The 15,327-nt window shown below is 65.2% G+C and carries 15 protein-coding genes; 7 read left to right on the top strand and 8 right to left on the bottom strand.

All coding sequences use genetic code 11. From position 1 onward, the window contains the following. Positions 1–42: 42 nt before the first annotated feature. The 6 genes from mtnA to ACOOGG_RS16610 form a co-directional block, all read right to left on the bottom strand. Positions 43–963, bottom strand: coding sequence for an S-methyl-5-thioribose-1-phosphate isomerase (gene mtnA / locus ACOOGG_RS16635; protein ID WP_420437077.1), 921 nt, complete (start codon positions 961–963; stop codon positions 43–45). Between the two features lie 68 nt (positions 964–1,031). Then, positions 1,032–2,468, bottom strand: a complete 1,437-nt coding sequence (gene ahcY / locus ACOOGG_RS16630; protein WP_420437635.1) for an adenosylhomocysteinase — start codon at positions 2,466–2,468, stop codon at positions 1,032–1,034. An 82-nt stretch (positions 2,469–2,550) separates the two neighbouring features. After that, complete coding sequence (locus ACOOGG_RS16625; protein WP_420437075.1) at positions 2,551–3,582, bottom strand: SIS domain-containing protein; 1,032 nt, start codon at positions 3,580–3,582, stop codon at positions 2,551–2,553. A gap of 34 nt (positions 3,583–3,616) precedes the next feature. Continuing rightward, positions 3,617–3,853 (bottom strand): Trm112 family protein, encoded by a 237-nt coding sequence (locus ACOOGG_RS16620; RefSeq protein WP_420437073.1) that lies wholly within the window; start codon positions 3,851–3,853, stop codon positions 3,617–3,619. Positions 3,854–3,888: 35 nt separating this feature from the next. Beyond that, positions 3,889–5,049 (bottom strand): mannose-6-phosphate isomerase, class I, encoded by a 1,161-nt coding sequence (gene manA / locus ACOOGG_RS16615; RefSeq protein ID WP_420437071.1) that lies wholly within the window; start codon positions 5,047–5,049, stop codon positions 3,889–3,891. Positions 5,050–5,086: 37 nt separating this feature from the next. After that, positions 5,087–5,869 carry a CPBP family intramembrane glutamic endopeptidase gene (locus ACOOGG_RS16610; RefSeq protein WP_420437069.1) on the bottom strand — a complete coding sequence of 261 codons (783 nt, stop codon included), beginning with the start codon at positions 5,867–5,869 and terminating at the stop codon, positions 5,087–5,089. A gap of 139 nt (positions 5,870–6,008) precedes the next feature. Between ACOOGG_RS16610 and ftsH the strand changes: the two genes are divergently transcribed. From ftsH to ACOOGG_RS16590, 4 genes are read left to right on the top strand one after another with little or no spacing between them, the layout of a single operon-like run. Continuing rightward, positions 6,009–7,940 (top strand): ATP-dependent zinc metalloprotease FtsH, encoded by a 1,932-nt coding sequence (ftsH, locus tag ACOOGG_RS16605; RefSeq protein ID WP_420437067.1) that lies wholly within the window; start codon positions 6,009–6,011, stop codon positions 7,938–7,940. After that, a complete protein-coding gene (locus tag ACOOGG_RS16600) occupies positions 7,925–8,350 on the top strand; it encodes a hypothetical protein (RefSeq protein WP_420437065.1) in 426 nt (141 codons plus the stop codon). The genes ftsH and ACOOGG_RS16600 overlap by 16 nt, the downstream gene beginning before the upstream one ends. A 4-nt stretch (positions 8,351–8,354) precedes the next feature. Beyond that, positions 8,355–8,966: a class I SAM-dependent methyltransferase gene (locus ACOOGG_RS16595; protein WP_420437063.1), complete on the top strand. Its 612-nt coding sequence runs from the start codon at positions 8,355–8,357 to the stop codon at positions 8,964–8,966. After that, positions 8,959–9,738: an enoyl-CoA hydratase/isomerase family protein gene (locus tag ACOOGG_RS16590; RefSeq protein WP_420437061.1), complete on the top strand. Its 780-nt coding sequence runs from the start codon at positions 8,959–8,961 to the stop codon at positions 9,736–9,738. Before ACOOGG_RS16595 ends, ACOOGG_RS16590 begins: the two co-directional genes overlap by 8 nt. Here ACOOGG_RS16590 and ACOOGG_RS16585 read toward each other — a convergent pair. Then, positions 9,735–10,769 (bottom strand): ketopantoate reductase family protein, encoded by a 1,035-nt coding sequence (locus tag ACOOGG_RS16585; protein ID WP_420437059.1) that lies wholly within the window; start codon positions 10,767–10,769, stop codon positions 9,735–9,737. The genes ACOOGG_RS16590 and ACOOGG_RS16585 overlap by 4 nt on opposite strands. 14 nt (positions 10,770–10,783) lie before the next feature. Between ACOOGG_RS16585 and ACOOGG_RS16580 the strand changes: the two genes are divergently transcribed. The 3 genes from ACOOGG_RS16580 to ACOOGG_RS16570 are packed head-to-tail and all read left to right on the top strand — an operon-like array spanning position 10,784 to position 14,296. Beyond that, positions 10,784–11,125, top strand: coding sequence for a cupin domain-containing protein (locus ACOOGG_RS16580; protein ID WP_420437057.1), 342 nt, complete (start codon positions 10,784–10,786; stop codon positions 11,123–11,125). After that, positions 11,122–13,116 carry an acetate--CoA ligase family protein gene (locus ACOOGG_RS16575; RefSeq protein WP_420437055.1) on the top strand — a complete coding sequence of 665 codons (1,995 nt, stop codon included), beginning with the start codon at positions 11,122–11,124 and terminating at the stop codon, positions 13,114–13,116. The genes ACOOGG_RS16580 and ACOOGG_RS16575 overlap by 4 nt, the downstream gene beginning before the upstream one ends. A 28-nt stretch (positions 13,117–13,144) precedes the next feature. After that, positions 13,145–14,296: an acyl-CoA dehydrogenase family protein gene (locus ACOOGG_RS16570; RefSeq protein WP_420437053.1), complete on the top strand. Its 1,152-nt coding sequence runs from the start codon at positions 13,145–13,147 to the stop codon at positions 14,294–14,296. A gap of 527 nt (positions 14,297–14,823) precedes the next feature. Here ACOOGG_RS16570 and ACOOGG_RS16565 read toward each other — a convergent pair. Then, complete coding sequence (locus ACOOGG_RS16565; RefSeq protein ID WP_420437051.1) at positions 14,824–15,267, bottom strand: GlcG/HbpS family heme-binding protein; 444 nt, start codon at positions 15,265–15,267, stop codon at positions 14,824–14,826. Between the last annotated feature and the right edge of the window lie 60 nt (positions 15,268–15,327).

Below are 15,327 nucleotides of genomic sequence, written 5' to 3'. Positions count from 1 at the left end.
ACATGTTCCCGCTGCTCAAACCACGACCAGGCCAACTCGGCATCAATGAATGCGGCCGCTGATGCCTTCTTCGGTGATGTAGCCGGTGACCAGTTCGGCAGGGGTAATGTCGAAGGCCCAGTTCTGGGCGATCATGCCCTCGGGGGCGAGCCGCACTCCGCCCACCTCGACCACTTCGCTGTCGGAGCGCTGCTCTACCACGATGTGGGACCCCGCAGGGGTGGCCGGGTCGATGGTGGAGGTGGGTGCGGCCACGTAGAAGGGGATGTGGTGGTGTCGGGCCAGCACGGCCAGCGAATAGGTGCCGATTTTGTTGGCCACATCCCCGTTGGCAGCGATGCGGTCGGCGCCCACTAAGGCCAGATCCACCTTTCCGGCAGCCATCAGAGATCCGGCCATGGAGTCCACTACCAGCGTGGCGGGGATGCCGAGCTGTTGCAGCTCCCAGGCAGTGAGCCGTGCCCCTTGGAGCACCGGGCGGGTCTCATCGACCCAGACCGACGGCTGTCGCCCGGCAACGTGGGCCGAGCGAATGACGCCCAGCGCGGTCCCCCACCCCACGCAGGCCAGCGATCCGGAGTTGCAATGGGTCAGCACTCGGGCGCCGTCGGGCACCACCGCGGTGCCGTGGGCTCCGATCGCTTGGTTTAAGGCCACATCGTCCACCGCGATCTGCACCGCCTCGGCCACTGGGTCGCCGGCGGCCAGTGCCCGATCCACCCCCCAGGCCAGGTTTACCGCGGTGGGACGGGTGGCCTTCAGCAGAGATGCCGTTTCAACCATCCCCCGGCCCTGCACCCAGGCCAGCGCCACCCCCATGGCCCCGGCTGCCCCCAGTGCAGGCGCGCCCCGGATGGCCAGCTCGGAAATGAGCTCGCACAGCTTCTCGATACTGTGCACCTCCACCAACACCAACTCTTCGGGCAGCCTCCGTTGGTCGATCAGCCGAATGTGATCGCCCATCCACTCGATGGTGGGCGGAATGGGAGAGTCCTCAGGCGGCGGCGATGGCATAGCTCGAACCAGCCGGCTCAGTACCGGTAGTGGTCGGCCTTGAATGGCCCGTCGGCCGATACCCCCATGTAGTCGGCCTGGTCGGGGGTCAGGGTGGTGAGGCGCACGCCGAGGGCGTCGAGGTGCAACCGAGCCACCATCTCATCCAATTCCTTGGGCAGCGTGGTCACTTCGTTCCCATAGGTTTCGGCGTTGGCGTGCAACTCCATCTGGGCCAGCACCTGATTGGCAAAGCTGCACGACATCACAAAGCTGGGATGACCGGTGGCGTTGCCCAAGTTCAGCAGGCGCCCCTCCGACAAGATGATGACCGAGTGACCGTCAGGAAAGACGTACTCGTCCACCTGGGGCTTGATGTTGGTCCTTTGCACATCCGACAGCGCATTGAGCCCGGCTATATCGATCTCGTTGTCGAAGTGGCCGATGTTGCCCACAACCGCCTGGTGCTTCATCCGCCCCAGGTGCTCAGCGCTGATCACGTCACGGCAGCCGGTGGCGGTTACGAACACGTCGGCCGTCTCAAGCACATCCTCAAGCCGCTGCACCTCGAAACCCTCCATGGCCGCTTGCAGCGCGCAGATGGGGTCCACCTCGGTGATCACCACCCGGGCGCCCTGGCCCCGCAGCGATTGGGCACAGCCCTTGCCCACATCGCCGTAGCCGCAGACCACGGCCAGCTTGCCGCCGATCATCATGTCGGTTCCACGGTTGATGCCGTCGATCAGCGAATGCCGACAGCCGTAGAGATTGTCGAACTTCTGCTTGGTCACCGAGTTGTTGACGTCGATGGCCGGGAAGCGCAGGGTGCCGTCGGCCTTCATCCGATAGAGCCGGTGGACGCCGGTGGTGGTCTCCTCCGATACCCCCCGAACGCCCTTGGCAATGGCTGTCCACAGCCCGGGTTCTTCGTCCAGCGTGCGCCCCAGCAGACGGCGGATCTCAGCCAAGTCCTCAGAATCGGCCTCATCGGGGTCGCCGGCGTTGCCCTCTGCCTCAGCGTCGGCCCCCATGTGGACCAACAGGGTGGCGTCCCCGCCATCGTCCAAGATGAGATTGGGTCCCCCGCCGTCGGGCCAGCGCAGCACCTTCTCGGTACACCACCAGTACTCTTCCAAAGTCTCACCCTTCCAGGCATAGACCGGAACCCCTTGGGGGTCATCGGGCGTGCCGCTGGCGCCAACGGCCACCGCGGCTGCAGCGGGATCCTGGGTGGAGAAGATGTTGCACGACGCCCAGCGCACTTGGGCGCCCAAGGCGGTGAGGGTCTCGATAAGCACCGCGGTCTGCACGGTCATATGGAGCGAGCCGGTGATGCGGGCTCCGGCCAGGGGCTGGTCGTCGAAGTGCCGGGCCCTCAGGGCCATCAGACCGGGCATCTCGTGCTCGGCCAGGCGGATCTCCTTGCGGCCGGCCTCTGCCAAGGCCAAGTCGGCCACTTTAAAATCGTGCTCCAGGGTCACCGCGACCCTCCCTTGCTATCTAGGTTTCTTTGCGGGGGTTCCCGATTGAATCTATGAAATGTCCCCGCCGAAGCCGTCATCGGGTGCGACCGGCCAGCGCCTGTCGCGCGGCCACGACGGCGGGCACCGGCCCGGGGTCGAGGCCCACCGCTGCGGCCATCTCCAACGATGTAATCGATCCCTGGTACATGAGGTCGAAGATCTGGGCCACCGGACCCTCTCCAGCCGCCTCCACGGTATGGACTGCGCCCACCACTTCGTCCATCAGGTCGATCATGATGTCGAAGCCCCGCATCACCTCGGGGTGCTCGTGATCGTGGCGCAAAACCACCATGCTGAACACCTGCCGGGTCAGATCGCCGTGCTGGCCCCAACCGGCGATCTCGTTGTGCAGCAGATCGGGAACTCCAGCGCTAAATGCTGGGGCCTTGGCACTGGTGTTGATCATGTTCTTCCAATGTCGGGCGGCCACCGAGCCGAGCCCTCCTCCGCCGTAAACCAGCGGCACCGTGCCTGCCAGGCGGCGGGCAAGGGATGCGGACCGTGCCCGAGCCGTGTCCCGGCGGCTGCGAATCTGCTCCACGGCAAAGCGCACCCATTGGGAAGCGCCGGGGAATAGGCCCATCTGCTCGAGGATGATCATGGGGGCCACGGTGAGAACGCTCAGCCCGGACCTTGGCGGGTACAGCATGGGATCCACTTCGACCAGAGGGGCACCCCAACCGGTGGCCATTTGGGCTAGTTGACCACCGCCGGTCACCGCCACCACTCGGCCTCCGGCTTCGGCAGCCTGGGCCGCGGCTTGGACGATCTCCGGTGTGTCGCCGCTGGCGGAGAGGGCGAACACCAGGGTCTGCTCGTCCACGTACGAAGGAGGCTGATAGCTCTTGACGACAACGATGGGAAGGGGCATGAACGGCCCGGCGGTCACCGACAGCAGGTCGCCGGCAAACCCGCCCGGTCCCATTCCCAGCACGAGCACATTGGTGATCTCCGAGCGTTTGGGCAGTCCGCGCATGTCCTTCGTCCTATCCAGCGCGTCCAGCATCTGCTCGGGCAGCCGATTGACCGCTGGCCACATCCCCAGCGTGTCTACCCGTTCGCTCATCAGCAGGCCCGACCTTGGATGGGTGTCGTGTTGCTCACGGCGTAAACGTGAAGGGAATGGACTCAGACTCAGCCCTGGCCATCAGTCGCTCGTGCTCAGCATCTTCCACGGTGGCAGCCTCGTCGATGAGCATATTGGGGATGTCGTCTTCCACCAGATAGCGGCGGCGCAGGCGGGGGTTGTAGAGCGCGTCTTCGTCGGGGAAATACAGAAGCGGCCCCTTGTCGTCGGGGCAGGCCAAAATCTCAAGTAGTCGGGGGTCCAGCGCCATGGTCACAGTCTTACCGATGGGCCGCCCCTGCTGCCCTATTCCAGGTGGTTGGTCCGGGCTCGAAACACCAGCCCAGTGCCAGAGATGGCGTACGCACCAGTCCCCGCTGGCAGCCACACCGCCCCACCGCCGGTGATCTCACGGCCGGCCGCGCTAACCCGGCCGGATGCGCACAGCACGATCTCCGGGCCTATGGGATGACAGCGGACTTCTTCGTCCACGTGAATGCGGGTGAGGCAGAAATCGGGCACTGGGGGACGAAATGTGAACAACGGACCATCAGGGGTTGTCACCGGTACTTCATGAACACGGCAATCCACCACCTCTAAAAGGGCGGGAACATCAACGTGCTTGGAGGTGAGCCCGCCTCTCAGCACGTTGTCGCTGTTGGCCATGATCTCCACCGCCACCCCCTGCAAGTAGACGTGGAGATTGCCTGCCCCCAGATAAAGGGCCTGCCCCGGACTGAGCTCCACCAGGTTCAGCATCAAAGCGATGGCCACGCCGATATCACCGGGATGCTGCTGCCCGATTCGCACCGCCCACCGCCGCTCAGCAGAAAACGAGCCAGGCTTGGCGCAGGCTTCCGCCACCTTGTGGGCGATTTCCGGGCCTGTCGACGCGGGTTGCTCCAGCAGCCACCGAAACGCCTGGTCGGCCTTGGCCTCCCGCAGGAAGCCCACTACTGGGGCCAGATCGGGGACCCTGAGCGATTCGAGCAGGTCTGCCGCAGTGTTCGGCGGGCGGAAACCGCAAAATGCGGTGAATGGTTCCAGCGCGCAGACCAGTTCAGGTTTGTGGTTGCGGTCGCGATACGACCGATGATCGGCATCGACAGGGATGCCTCTCCCATTTTCAGCGGCGAAACCCTTTTGGGCCTGCTGGCGGGTGGGGTGGGCCTGGAGCGAAAGCGGCTGGTCTACGGCCAAGATCTTGAGCAGAAAGGGCAATTCGCCGCCGAACGACCGAGCTGTTTCTCCCCCCAGTTCGCCCACCGGGTCGCTGGCTATCACCTCGTCGAGCGGATAATCCTCGCCGCCGCGGCGCAACATCGACGGTCCCCGGGGGTGGCCACCCAGCCACAGCTCGGCTTGGGGCTCACCGGTGGGCGGCATGCCCATGATCCGAGGCAGTGCCTCCCGCGACCCCCACGCATAGGGCTGCACCGTCCCGCGCAGCACGCCCGACTCGCTCACGCCCTCAACGTAAACACAAAGAACTCCGCGGTGCCCCTCAGGCCAGCCAGATCAGGTTGATTACCGCGATCAGATTGAAGCCCACATGGGCCCAGATGGCCGGTCCCAGCCGCTTGTATCGCTTCACCAGCAAAGCGGCGATGATTCCAAAGGCCATCAGCGCCGGAAGCTGGAGAAGTTGGAGGTGCACTACGCCGAACAGTGCCGAGGAGGCCAGCACCCCTAAGGTCGCCCCCCATTTCCGCTCGAACGCCCGCAACACCAGACCGCGGAAGAAGAGCTCTTCAAAGATGGGAGCCCCCACCACCACCCCCAGCATCACGAAGGCGATGTCGCTTCTGGTTGCGGCTCGGTCGGTGATCTGCCGTGCGGCCTCGCTCACGTCGAAGTCGAAGAACTGCTGGAACGGCGCATAGATGAGCCAAACCACCGCGATCTGGGCAAACACGCCGACAAACAGCCCAACGGGCGCATCCGACGCCTTCATCGACAAGCCGAAGTCGCGCCGCACTCCGCTTCCCCGCAGTGTGCCAGCTATCAGTGTGGTCAGGGCAAAACCAACCCACAGCCCAAGCTGCCCCACTGGCAGGGTCCAAAGGGGAAGCGCGGGATCGCTGCGTTCTTCGCTTATGACATCGCTCAGCCCGTAGCGACCCATATAGGAGCCGGTGCCGGTCTCGCCCCCGGTATCTAGCCCGACCGCGGCCAAAACAACGAAGAAAACCACCACCGCGGCCAGCCACGAAAAAACCACACCGATGAACACATCGGGCAAACCCCAGCGGATCTCCCGTGCTCTTGTCCGCTCAGTTGCTGCCACCAGGTGGCAGCGTAATGGTGAATTTGTCGCTGGCCACTCGTAGAATTATCCAATGGCCTCACCGCCGCCACCGCCTCCCCCGCCACCTGAGCAGCGCGAACCCGAGCGCGGGCCGGGTCAGCAGGCTCCACAGAGCCGCATGCCGCGCTGGGTGTGGTTCATCGTGCTCGGACTCTTGGCTGCTCTGCTGTTCTCCAACGTGTTCCGCAGCGAGGACAAAGGCGAGGAGATTTCCTTCAAGGCCTTCGTCGACTCTGCTGAATCCAGCGAAATCGAAGAGGCGGAGTACAACAACAACACCGGTGAGATCAAGGGCACAACGGTAGACGGCTCCAAATTCCACACCACCGGGCCGGTCCCGCTGAGCGAACAGGTCGAGGCGAACCTTCGGCGGAGTATCCTGACATTCGAGTTCCACACCCCCCAAAGCAGCATCTGGGCCAGCATCCTGCCGCTGCTCATCCCGGTTGGGCTGATCTTTTTGATCTTCTGGTGGTTCCAGCGCCGGGCCCAGGGCCAGATGAGCGGGATCATGTCCATTGGCCGGTCCAAGGCCAAGACCTACACCACCGAGCGCCCCGGAACCACTTTCGAAGATGTGGCTGGCTACGAGGGGGTCAAAAAGGAAATTGTCGAGGTCGTCGACTTCCTCAAACACCCCGACAAATTCGCTCAGATTGGGGCCCGCATCCCGAAAGGCGTACTGCTTGTGGGGCCACCGGGCACTGGCAAGACGCTTATCGCCCGGGCGGTGGCCGGCGAGGCCGGGGTGCCCTTCTTGTCGGTAACCGGGTCGGACTTCATGGAGATGTTCGTCGGGGTGGGGGCGAGCCGAGTGCGAGACCTATTCCAGTCGGCCCGCAAGATGGGCCGGGCCATCATATTTATCGACGAGATCGATTCCATCGGCCGTAAGCGGGGTGCCGGCCTCGGCGGCGGCCACGACGAACGCGAGCAGACACTCAACCAGATGCTGTCCGAGATGGACGGCTTTGAGGCTACTGAGGGCATCGTCATGATGGCGGCCACCAACCGGCCCGATATCTTGGACCCCGCTCTGCTGCGGCCCGGGCGGTTTGACCGCCAAGTAGTGGTCCCGCTGCCAGAAGCCGACGACCGGCTGCAAATCCTCAACGTCCACGTCCGGTCCAAGAAGATCTCTGCCGACGTGGACCTCCCGTTGATCGCCCGAGGATCTCCGGGCATGAGCGGTGCCGACCTCGCCAACTTGGTAAACGAGGCCGCCCTCTTCGCGGTGCGGGGTGATTCCGATCAGATCCGCATGGCCCACTTCGAGAACGCTCGCGACCGAGTGCTGATGGGCCAGCGCCGGGAGTCGATGGTCATGTCCGAGGAGGAACGGCAGATCACCGCCTATCACGAGGCCGGCCATGCGGTGTGCGCCGCAGTGCTGCCCCACGCCGACCCACTGCACAAGGTGACCATCATTCCCCGGGGGATGGCCCTGGGAGTGACCATGACTCTTCCCGAAGAAGACCGTCACACCCTGCGGCGCAACTATCTCGACGACATGCTGGTCATGCGCATGGGCGGGCGCATCGCCGAGGAACTGGTGTTTGGCGTATCTTCCAGCGGCGCGGCCGACGACTTGGCCGGATCCACCGAATTCGCTCGGCGCATGGTGCGCGAATGGGGCATGAGCGACCGCATTGGGCCGATGGCCTGGCGAAGCTCGGGACAGGTGTTCTTGGGCGATGACATGATGACCAGCCGGGAGTACAGCGACGAAACCGCTCGGGTCATCGACGAAGAAGTGGCTGAGATTTTGCGGACCCAGGAGAACCGGTGCCGGGAGGTCCTTTCCAAACACCGCAACGGCCTGGACCTGGTGGCACGGGCCTTATTGGAGCACGAGACGATCTCGGGTGAAGAAGTCACTCGGCTGGTGGAACTGGGCGCCGAGGATCCCATTGGAGATCCCCGAGACGTCATCGGCTCTGCTCTGAGCTCTCGAAACACAGGGGGGACGCGGGGTTCGGCTGCGACCACCGTTGCTTCGGCGGCTGACATTGATGAGCCTGACGCCCCGGAGTCGTGGCCCGCACTCTGATCGCCCTGGGGGTCATCGCCGGTGCGCTGGCAGTGGCCTGGATCTTTCGTCGCTTCCGCCCCTCGAACCCGACTGCACCCACGTACTCAGTGCCCGCCCGACTGGAACGCTGGGATTTTGCCCAGCCCAATGCCGACTGGCTATTGGCCGTGTTCACTTCCAAGACCTGCTCAACCTGCGCCGCGGTGCTCGAAGCTGCCGAGGGTTTGGCCGACGAAACGCTGGCGGTACAGGAGGTGGAGCATCGCCGGCACAGCGAACTGCACCGCCGCTATGCGATCGACGCCGTTCCCTTGGCAGTGCTGGCCGATAGCACCGGCACGGTGTGCGCTTCGTTGGCCGGCCCGGCCACCGAAGCGGAGCTGTCGGCCCTCGTCGCATCAGCCCGCCAACTGCCGGGTACGGTCTAAGCAAGTGAGCTTGTCGAGGGATTTGGCGCAGACCCGGGAGTTCTTCACACCCCGGGCGTCTGGCTGGGAGGACCGCCACCCCGACGACGACGTCTCGTTCAAGTGGGCCGTCGACCAGCTGGGGCTTTCTCCCGGCGATGCGGCCGTCGATGCCGGCTGCGGATCAGGTCGGGCGCTGGCTCCTATACGGGACGCGGTGGGATCCGAGGGCGCGGTACTCGGCATCGACGCCACTCCGGCCATGCTCCACGAAGCATCCCGTTTGGGGCGGCAGAACATATCGGTTTGCGCGTTGGGAGATGTGGGCCGGCTGCCGGTGCGCGACAACTGCGTAGCCGGGATCTTGGCCGCCGGGCTGCTTCCCCACCTACCCGATCCGGTGGGCACGCTGCGGGAGATGGCCCGGGTCGCTCAGCCCGGAGCACGGTTGGCCGTGTTCCACCCCATAGGCCGCCTCGCCCTGGCCGCTCGCCATCAAGAACGGGGCGCTCACGCCCATGACATGAACATCGACCCCCACCGAATCGGGCCTCTTTTAGCCGAGGGAGGCTGGACGCTGGAGCTTTTGGATGACGCCGAAGACCACTACTTGGCCCTAGGGGTGTGTGATGGCTGACCAGCCGAAGGGCGATTCCGTCTTGTTCGAGGTGGCAGACGGGGTGGCCTGGGTGACGATCAACCGCCCCGAGGCCCGTAACGCCATCAACCAGGCGGTGTCAGAAGGCTTGTCTGACGCCTGGGACCGGGTGGAGTCCGACGACGGCATCGCAGTGGCCGTGCTGACCGGCGCGGGCGAAGTCGCCTTCTCGGCCGGGGCCGACCTCAAGGAGATGGCCGCCCGAGCCGAGCGGGAGTTGCCCTCTCACCTCCTCGCCGGCCGCCTGGCCAACGGAGAGGTCTCCAAGCCGGTCATCGCCGCGGTGAACGGCGTGGCCTACGCCGGCGGTTTCAACCTGGTCATGCAGTGCGATCTGTGCGTGGCCGCCGATCACGCCCGCTTCGGCATCCTCGAGGCCAAGGTGGGCCGGGGCTCGCCGTGGGCAAACCAATTGGGCTGGCTGATTTCGCCTAGGGCGGCCATTGAGCTGCTGTGCACCGCCGAACCCATCAGCGCCCTGCGGGCTTACGAGCTCGGCTTGGTGAACCGGGTGGTGCCCGCGGCTCAACTGAGGTCGGCAACTGCCGAACTCGCCGCGGCAATCTCCGCCAACGCACCGCTCACCGTGCGCGCCGGTAAAGCCATGGTCCGAGCTACCGCTGGGCTGTCGCCGTCCGAAGCGGCCGCAGTGGCCGACGGGATATACAAGCCGGTCTATGCCAGCAACGATGCCCAGGAGGGCCCTCGGGCGTTCGCCGAAAAACGCCCTCCCCGATGGCAGGGCCGTTAGCCCAGCGCTTTCAGCAGCTCGTCCAGATTCTGGGGGCCGGTGGCTCTGGCACCGGATTCGATCTCACTCACCATCTTGTAGACAGCGTCGTTGACCGGGGTGGGGATGCCCAAGCGCAAGCCCTCCTGGGTGACGAACCCGCTGAACGAGTCGATCTCGGTCCTGCGGCCTCGCTCGATGTCGGTGGGCATTGAACCCTTGACTTCGCCCAATCCAGCCGCGGTGGCTTGCCAATCGGCGGCCAGCTCATCTGCCCCCGACCCTCCCGCACCTTCTACCAAGATGCGCCCGGAATCGATACAGCTGACCGGTTCGATCTGGTGGCCCAGGGCCCGCCCGACTGCCACCGCTTCTGACCCGCAGGCCAGGCTCACCCTGCGAGGCCCGGGTTGCTCCCGGCAATCCCGAGCTCGGCCTCCTAACACCGCGTTGACCGGATTGCTCATGCAGTTCATCACCAGCTTCGACCAAATGGCCCCCCAGATATTGTCGCTTTCCGCAACGTCAATACCCAGGCTCAGTGTCGACGACACCTGCTCTAGGCGATCAGAGCGACTTCCGTCAAGCTCGCCGATCTGAAGGATGGGATGCCCGTCGAGCCTTACCTGACCGGGTCCGACAGCTTCGGCGGGAAATAGCACCACCGATCCGACCACCTGCTCCGGACCGAGCAACTCGGCCAGCAATGGCTCGTTGACCCCGTTCTGGGCCGAAATCACCGTGGCGCCGTCGGCCAACTGTGCCGCCAACAGCGGGGCCAGCCATCGGTTGTCGAATGCCTTGGCCGCGATAACCAGTAGGTCTATCGGCGCCAGCCGCCGCCAATCATCTATGTGCCATGCGGGAAGCCTCACCGTCCGCTCCCCAGCCGGACTCGGGCCTACCAGGCGCAGGCCATCGGCCCGGATGGCCTCGACATGGTCGGCCCAGGCGTCGATCACGCTGACTTCCCCGCCGCCGAGGGCCACCTCCCCGGCAATGGCGCCGCCAATCCCACCGGCCCCGGCCACAACCACATGCATCAGCGCCATGCTAGGAATTCTCCATGGCCCTCACCCGATATCGAGATGTGGAGTGGTTCCAGCCCGGGGAGAACCCCAACCCCGACGACACCGAGCTGATGAAGGCATGGCTGCACCGGGGGTCGTTTTTCGCCCACGCCATCCGGTTGGCTCCCGGCTATGTGGTACCGCCCCACAGCCACGACCGGGACGAGCTGATGGTGGTGTTGGCCGGTAGCGCCACCCTAGAAAGCGGCGTGGTGGTAGAGCCGCCCGACACCCTGCTATTGGCCGCCAACTTGGAATACGGCTTCACCGCGGGCCCAGAGGGCATGGAGTTCATGGTGGTCCGCACCGGCCAAGCCGGCCTGACCATCACCGGATGAGCCCGTCGGCCAAGGATCTCACCCCACTGGTGCGGCCCCGGTCCATCGCGGTGGTGGGAGCCACCCCTCCGGGGGGCAACAAGCTGGGGTCGTGGGCGCTGAGCAATCTGCTCAAACACAACGTCTCGGCCGATCTCTACCTGGTCAACCCCCGCTACGAAACGCTGGCGGATAGGCCCTGTTACCCCGATCTCGGATCGCTGCCCGAACCCCCTGAATTGGTGCTGGTGCTGGTCCCGGCCGCCGCGGCCATCGACGTGTTGCGCCAAGCCGAGGCCATCGGCTCTAAAGCGGCCATAGTGTTCAGCGGGGGGTTCGGCGAGGGCGACCGGGCAGGTTCGCCGCTCGACCTTGAGCTCCAGGCGTTCTTGGCCGACACCTCGATGGCGGTATGCGGACCCAACACCAATGGCATCATCAATTGCGTCGACCGGATCCCCGCGGGGTTCCCGCCTTACGCCATGGCCGACGAACTGCCCGTCGGCACCCTCGGCGTGGTGTCGCAAAGCGGTGCTTTGGTTTCGTCTCTGGTGGAGCACCTGCGGGGAAACGGCCTCGGCCTCACTGTGGGCTTCGCGGTTGGAAACGGTATCGACCTGAAGGTGAGCGACTACGTCCGGTTCTTGGCCGGAGACGACCGCACCGAGCAGATCGTGGCGTATGTCGAAGGCTTGGACGACGCCGATCGGTTCTTTGACGCCGCTGATGAGGCCACCCGTGCGGGAAAGCCGGTGATCGTGCTCAAGGGTGGCCGATCTCCCGAAGGGGCTGATGCGGTCCGCGGCCACATCGGGGCATTGGTGGGCGACTACGACGCCTTTGCCGCCCGCTGCCGTCAGCACGGCATCTTGACGGCCCACGACCTGGCCGAATTGGCCGCTTTGCCCATGGCCCAAGGTCAGTGGGGCAAGCGGGTCGGGGTGCTTTCGTCATCGGGGGCGGTGGCGGGGATCCTGGCCGACTCAGCCCGACACAACGGCTTCGAGGTGCCTCCCTTGGGTGGCGCGACCCACTCGGCGCTGGCCGAGCGCATGACGCTGGGCGAACCTCGCAATCCTCTGGACCTCACCGGACAGTCGGTGGTCGACTTCGATCTGATGCCTGCGGCACTTGAGGCCATGGGCAACGAACCCGGGCTAGACGTGCTGGTCCACGGAATGCTGATCGGTCCCGATCGGTCCATAAACAGCCAAGTCGACGCCCTGCTGGCTCAGACCGAGCAGGGCACGCCGATCGCGGTGTTCAGCGCGCCCGGATGGCCTGCGGTGGACTACCCGAAGCTGCTCGAGGCCTCCATTCCGGTGTTCGGCTCAGCCGACCTCCTGTTTCGCTGTCTGGCTGCCTGGCAGAAACGGATGCCACAGCCTCCTTCGGCGGAAGGGCCGCGGACCTGGCCGGAGGAATCCCTCGAAGACCTGCTCGCCGACATATCGGCTCCCACTTGCGCGCCGGCCGAGTACTCCGATGACCAGCCCGCCGCGGTCAAGCTGCTGGGTGAAGGCTTGGACCACAAGACCGATCTGGGGCTGGTGGAGCTCAACGTGGCCCCCGAAGACATAGCCGATGCCGCCGCCCGACTGGAGGCTCGCGGCAAGGAGTTGGGCTTGGCCGACACCGCGGTGGTCGTCCAGTCCATGGCCGATCCCGGCGTGGAGCTGATTGTCGGCACCAAGGTCGACCCCGAGGCCGGTCCCTGCGTGGTGGCCGGACTCGGTGGCATGTTCACCGAGTTGGTCGACGACGTGGCCATCGCCCCGGCCCCGCTGGGCTTGGCCGATGCCCACGCCCTTTTGGACGCCACCAAGGCAGGCGCGCTGCTTGATGGCTACCGGGGCGAGCCGGGCCGCGACCGACAAGCCGCCGCCGAGGTGCTCATCCGACTGGGGCACATCGCGGCCCGCGACCACACGGAGGCCGAGATCAACCCGCTCATCGTGCATACTTCTGGGGTCACCGCCGTCGACGTGCTCATCGGCAGCCGCCGCAGCTGAGCGAGCATCACCCGCACAGGAGGCGCCCATGGATTTCACCCCCGAACAGGAGATGTTGCGGGAATCGGTGCGGGCGTTTGCCGCCAAAGAGATGCCCGACGGGTTCGCCCGGGAGTGGGACATCAAGGGCGAGCCCCCGCTGGACACCTACCAGCGGTTCGCCGACGCCGGGTTCATGGGGGTGGGCATCCCCGAGCAATACGGCGGCCAGGGGGGCGGCATCGTGGAGGTGGCCATCGTCTTGCACGAGCTCAGCCGGGCCATGATGTCGTTCGCCATCATGGTCTACCGGTCGGCCATCCACGCGTCGGGGGGATTGCAGATCTACGGCACCGAGGAGCAGCGCCAGCGCCTTTTGCCCGGCATCGCCAGCGGGCAGCACAAATTCTGCTTCTCACTCAGCGAGCCCGACGCCGGCTCCGACGCCTTTAACCTGAAATGCCGGGCGGTGCGCGACGGCGACGAGTTCGTGGTGAACGGCACCAAGATGTGGAACTCCTTCGCCCGCCACGCCGACTACGTGCTGCTGGCCACCCGAACATCCGATGAGCCGAAGAAACAAGACGGCATCACGTTCTTCGTGGTGGACCTGTCCAGCCCCGGCATCGAGATCACCCCTATCGAGACCATCGGCGAGCGGGCCAGCGGCACCAACATGGTCACCTATACCGACGTCCGAATCCCGGTCGCCAACATCTTGGGCATCGAGGGCCAAGGGCACCGCAACCTCCAGGCCAACCTGGAGCGGGAGCGGTTCTCCTCGCTGCCCATCAACCTCGGGCCGATGGAGGCCATCTTGGAGGAGGCCGTCGATTACGCCAATACCCGGGAGCAGTTCGGCCAGGCTATTGGCCGCTTCCAGGCCATCCAGCACATGCTGGCCGACGTGGCCGTGGACGTGAATATCGCCCGCACCCTCACCTGGGACCTGGCCCGGCGCATCGCCGCGGGTGAGCAGTGCGCCCTGGAGGTGTCGATGGCCAAACTGTGGATCAGCGAGGCCATGATGCGAGCTAGCTACACCGGAATGCAGGCGATGGGCGGCTACGGCTACACCCTCGACTCCAACATGCAGCTCCACTGGCGCAACGCCCGCCTCGGCACCATCGGCGCCGGCTCCAGCGAGATCCAGCGCAACATCATCGCCCGCCAAATCGGCCTCGGCCGCAAGCCAACTTGAGCTATTGGCCGTGGTCTTGGCTGTTTAATGCGAAGGACTGCCAGGGGGGGCGGCCCGTGGAATGACCCGTCTTGCATCACGGCGACCATTCGGGAGCTGTCCTGAAGGATTGAGATATCGACAGTCGGGTCCCCATCAATGAGCAGCAGGTCGGCCAGTCGGAGCTCCTCTATGGTGCCGACATCGAAACCGACCATCTCGCCGGCGGTCTTCGTTGCAGCCACCAGCACTTCGACCGGCGTGTAACCGAAGAGATCGACGAAGAGTTGGAGATCGCGCTCGTTGCGTCCGACAGGGTTGTACGGGAAGCCGTAGTCGCCCCCAGGGACGACGCGGATGCCGCGGCGCTTCATCTCGGGGTAGATCCGCTCCATGGACTCGAGACCAGAGACCGCACCCATCCGCTCTGCGGTCTCACGGTCTATGCCGAAGTCCTTAGCCTCGTGGATGCGGGAATAGAGCAGCCCCGGTGCCGTCGGAGATCTGCACGTTCTCGAAGAGGACGGCACCACCGCCGTGCCGTCCGATCATTTCGCATCTCCCGTGTCAGCGACAAGATCCACCGAGGTGATCCCGACGATGGCACAGATGTCGTCTTCGTCGGACGTTCCTCCGCTGATGCCTATGGACCCGAGGAGAGTCCCTTCATCTTCGCGGATGAGCACCCCGCCGGCGACCGGCACAATCCCGTGGGGCAGAAGCGGAGCAAGGGAGGTGAAGAACTTCGGCACGGCATCAGCTCGCCGGGCTAGCTCGCGGCCGCCGAAGCCCATGGCGAGACAGCCGTGGGCCTTGCCCATGGCGATCTCAAACCGGCCGATGCCAGACCGCTCATCGCGCTTGACCACCAGTATGTGCCCGCCCGCGTCGAGCACTACAACCGTCATCGGTGGGAAGCCGCGCTCGGCCGCAGCGGCCAGCGCGGCGTCGGCAATACGGTTCGCAACCGCCAAAGACAGGGCGCCGCTCACCCCGGCCCCGAAATCTCGTCGTGTGCCTCGGAAATCCAGTCCGCGATGAGGAACATAGTA

The organism is Candidatus Poriferisocius sp., from assembly GCF_965214065.1.
Lineage (GTDB): Bacteria > Actinomycetota > Acidimicrobiia > Acidimicrobiales > Bin134 > Poriferisocius.
The sequence above is the reverse complement of the archived record's forward strand: the minus strand, read 5'-3'. Positions and strand labels throughout refer to the sequence as shown.

Coding starts and splice junctions, on each gene's coding strand:
- mtnA (WP_420437077.1), bottom strand. CDS start 963: ATGGGCGATCACATTCGGCTGATCGACCAACGGAGGCTGCCCGAAGAG.
- ACOOGG_RS16625 (WP_420437075.1), bottom strand. CDS start 3,582: ATGAGCGAACGGGTAGACACGCTGGGGATGTGGCCAGCGGTCAATCGG.
- ACOOGG_RS16620 (WP_420437073.1), bottom strand. CDS start 3,853: ATGGCGCTGGACCCCCGACTACTTGAGATTTTGGCCTGCCCCGACGAC.
- ftsH (WP_420437067.1), top strand. CDS start 6,009: ATGCCGCGCTGGGTGTGGTTCATCGTGCTCGGACTCTTGGCTGCTCTG.
- ACOOGG_RS16590 (WP_420437061.1), top strand. CDS start 8,959: ATGGCTGACCAGCCGAAGGGCGATTCCGTCTTGTTCGAGGTGGCAGAC.
- ACOOGG_RS16585 (WP_420437059.1), bottom strand. CDS start 10,769: ATGGCGCTGATGCATGTGGTTGTGGCCGGGGCCGGTGGGATTGGCGGC.
- ACOOGG_RS16580 (WP_420437057.1), top strand. CDS start 10,784: ATGGCCCTCACCCGATATCGAGATGTGGAGTGGTTCCAGCCCGGGGAG.
- ACOOGG_RS16575 (WP_420437055.1), top strand. CDS start 11,122: ATGAGCCCGTCGGCCAAGGATCTCACCCCACTGGTGCGGCCCCGGTCC.
- ACOOGG_RS16570 (WP_420437053.1), top strand. CDS start 13,145: ATGGATTTCACCCCCGAACAGGAGATGTTGCGGGAATCGGTGCGGGCG.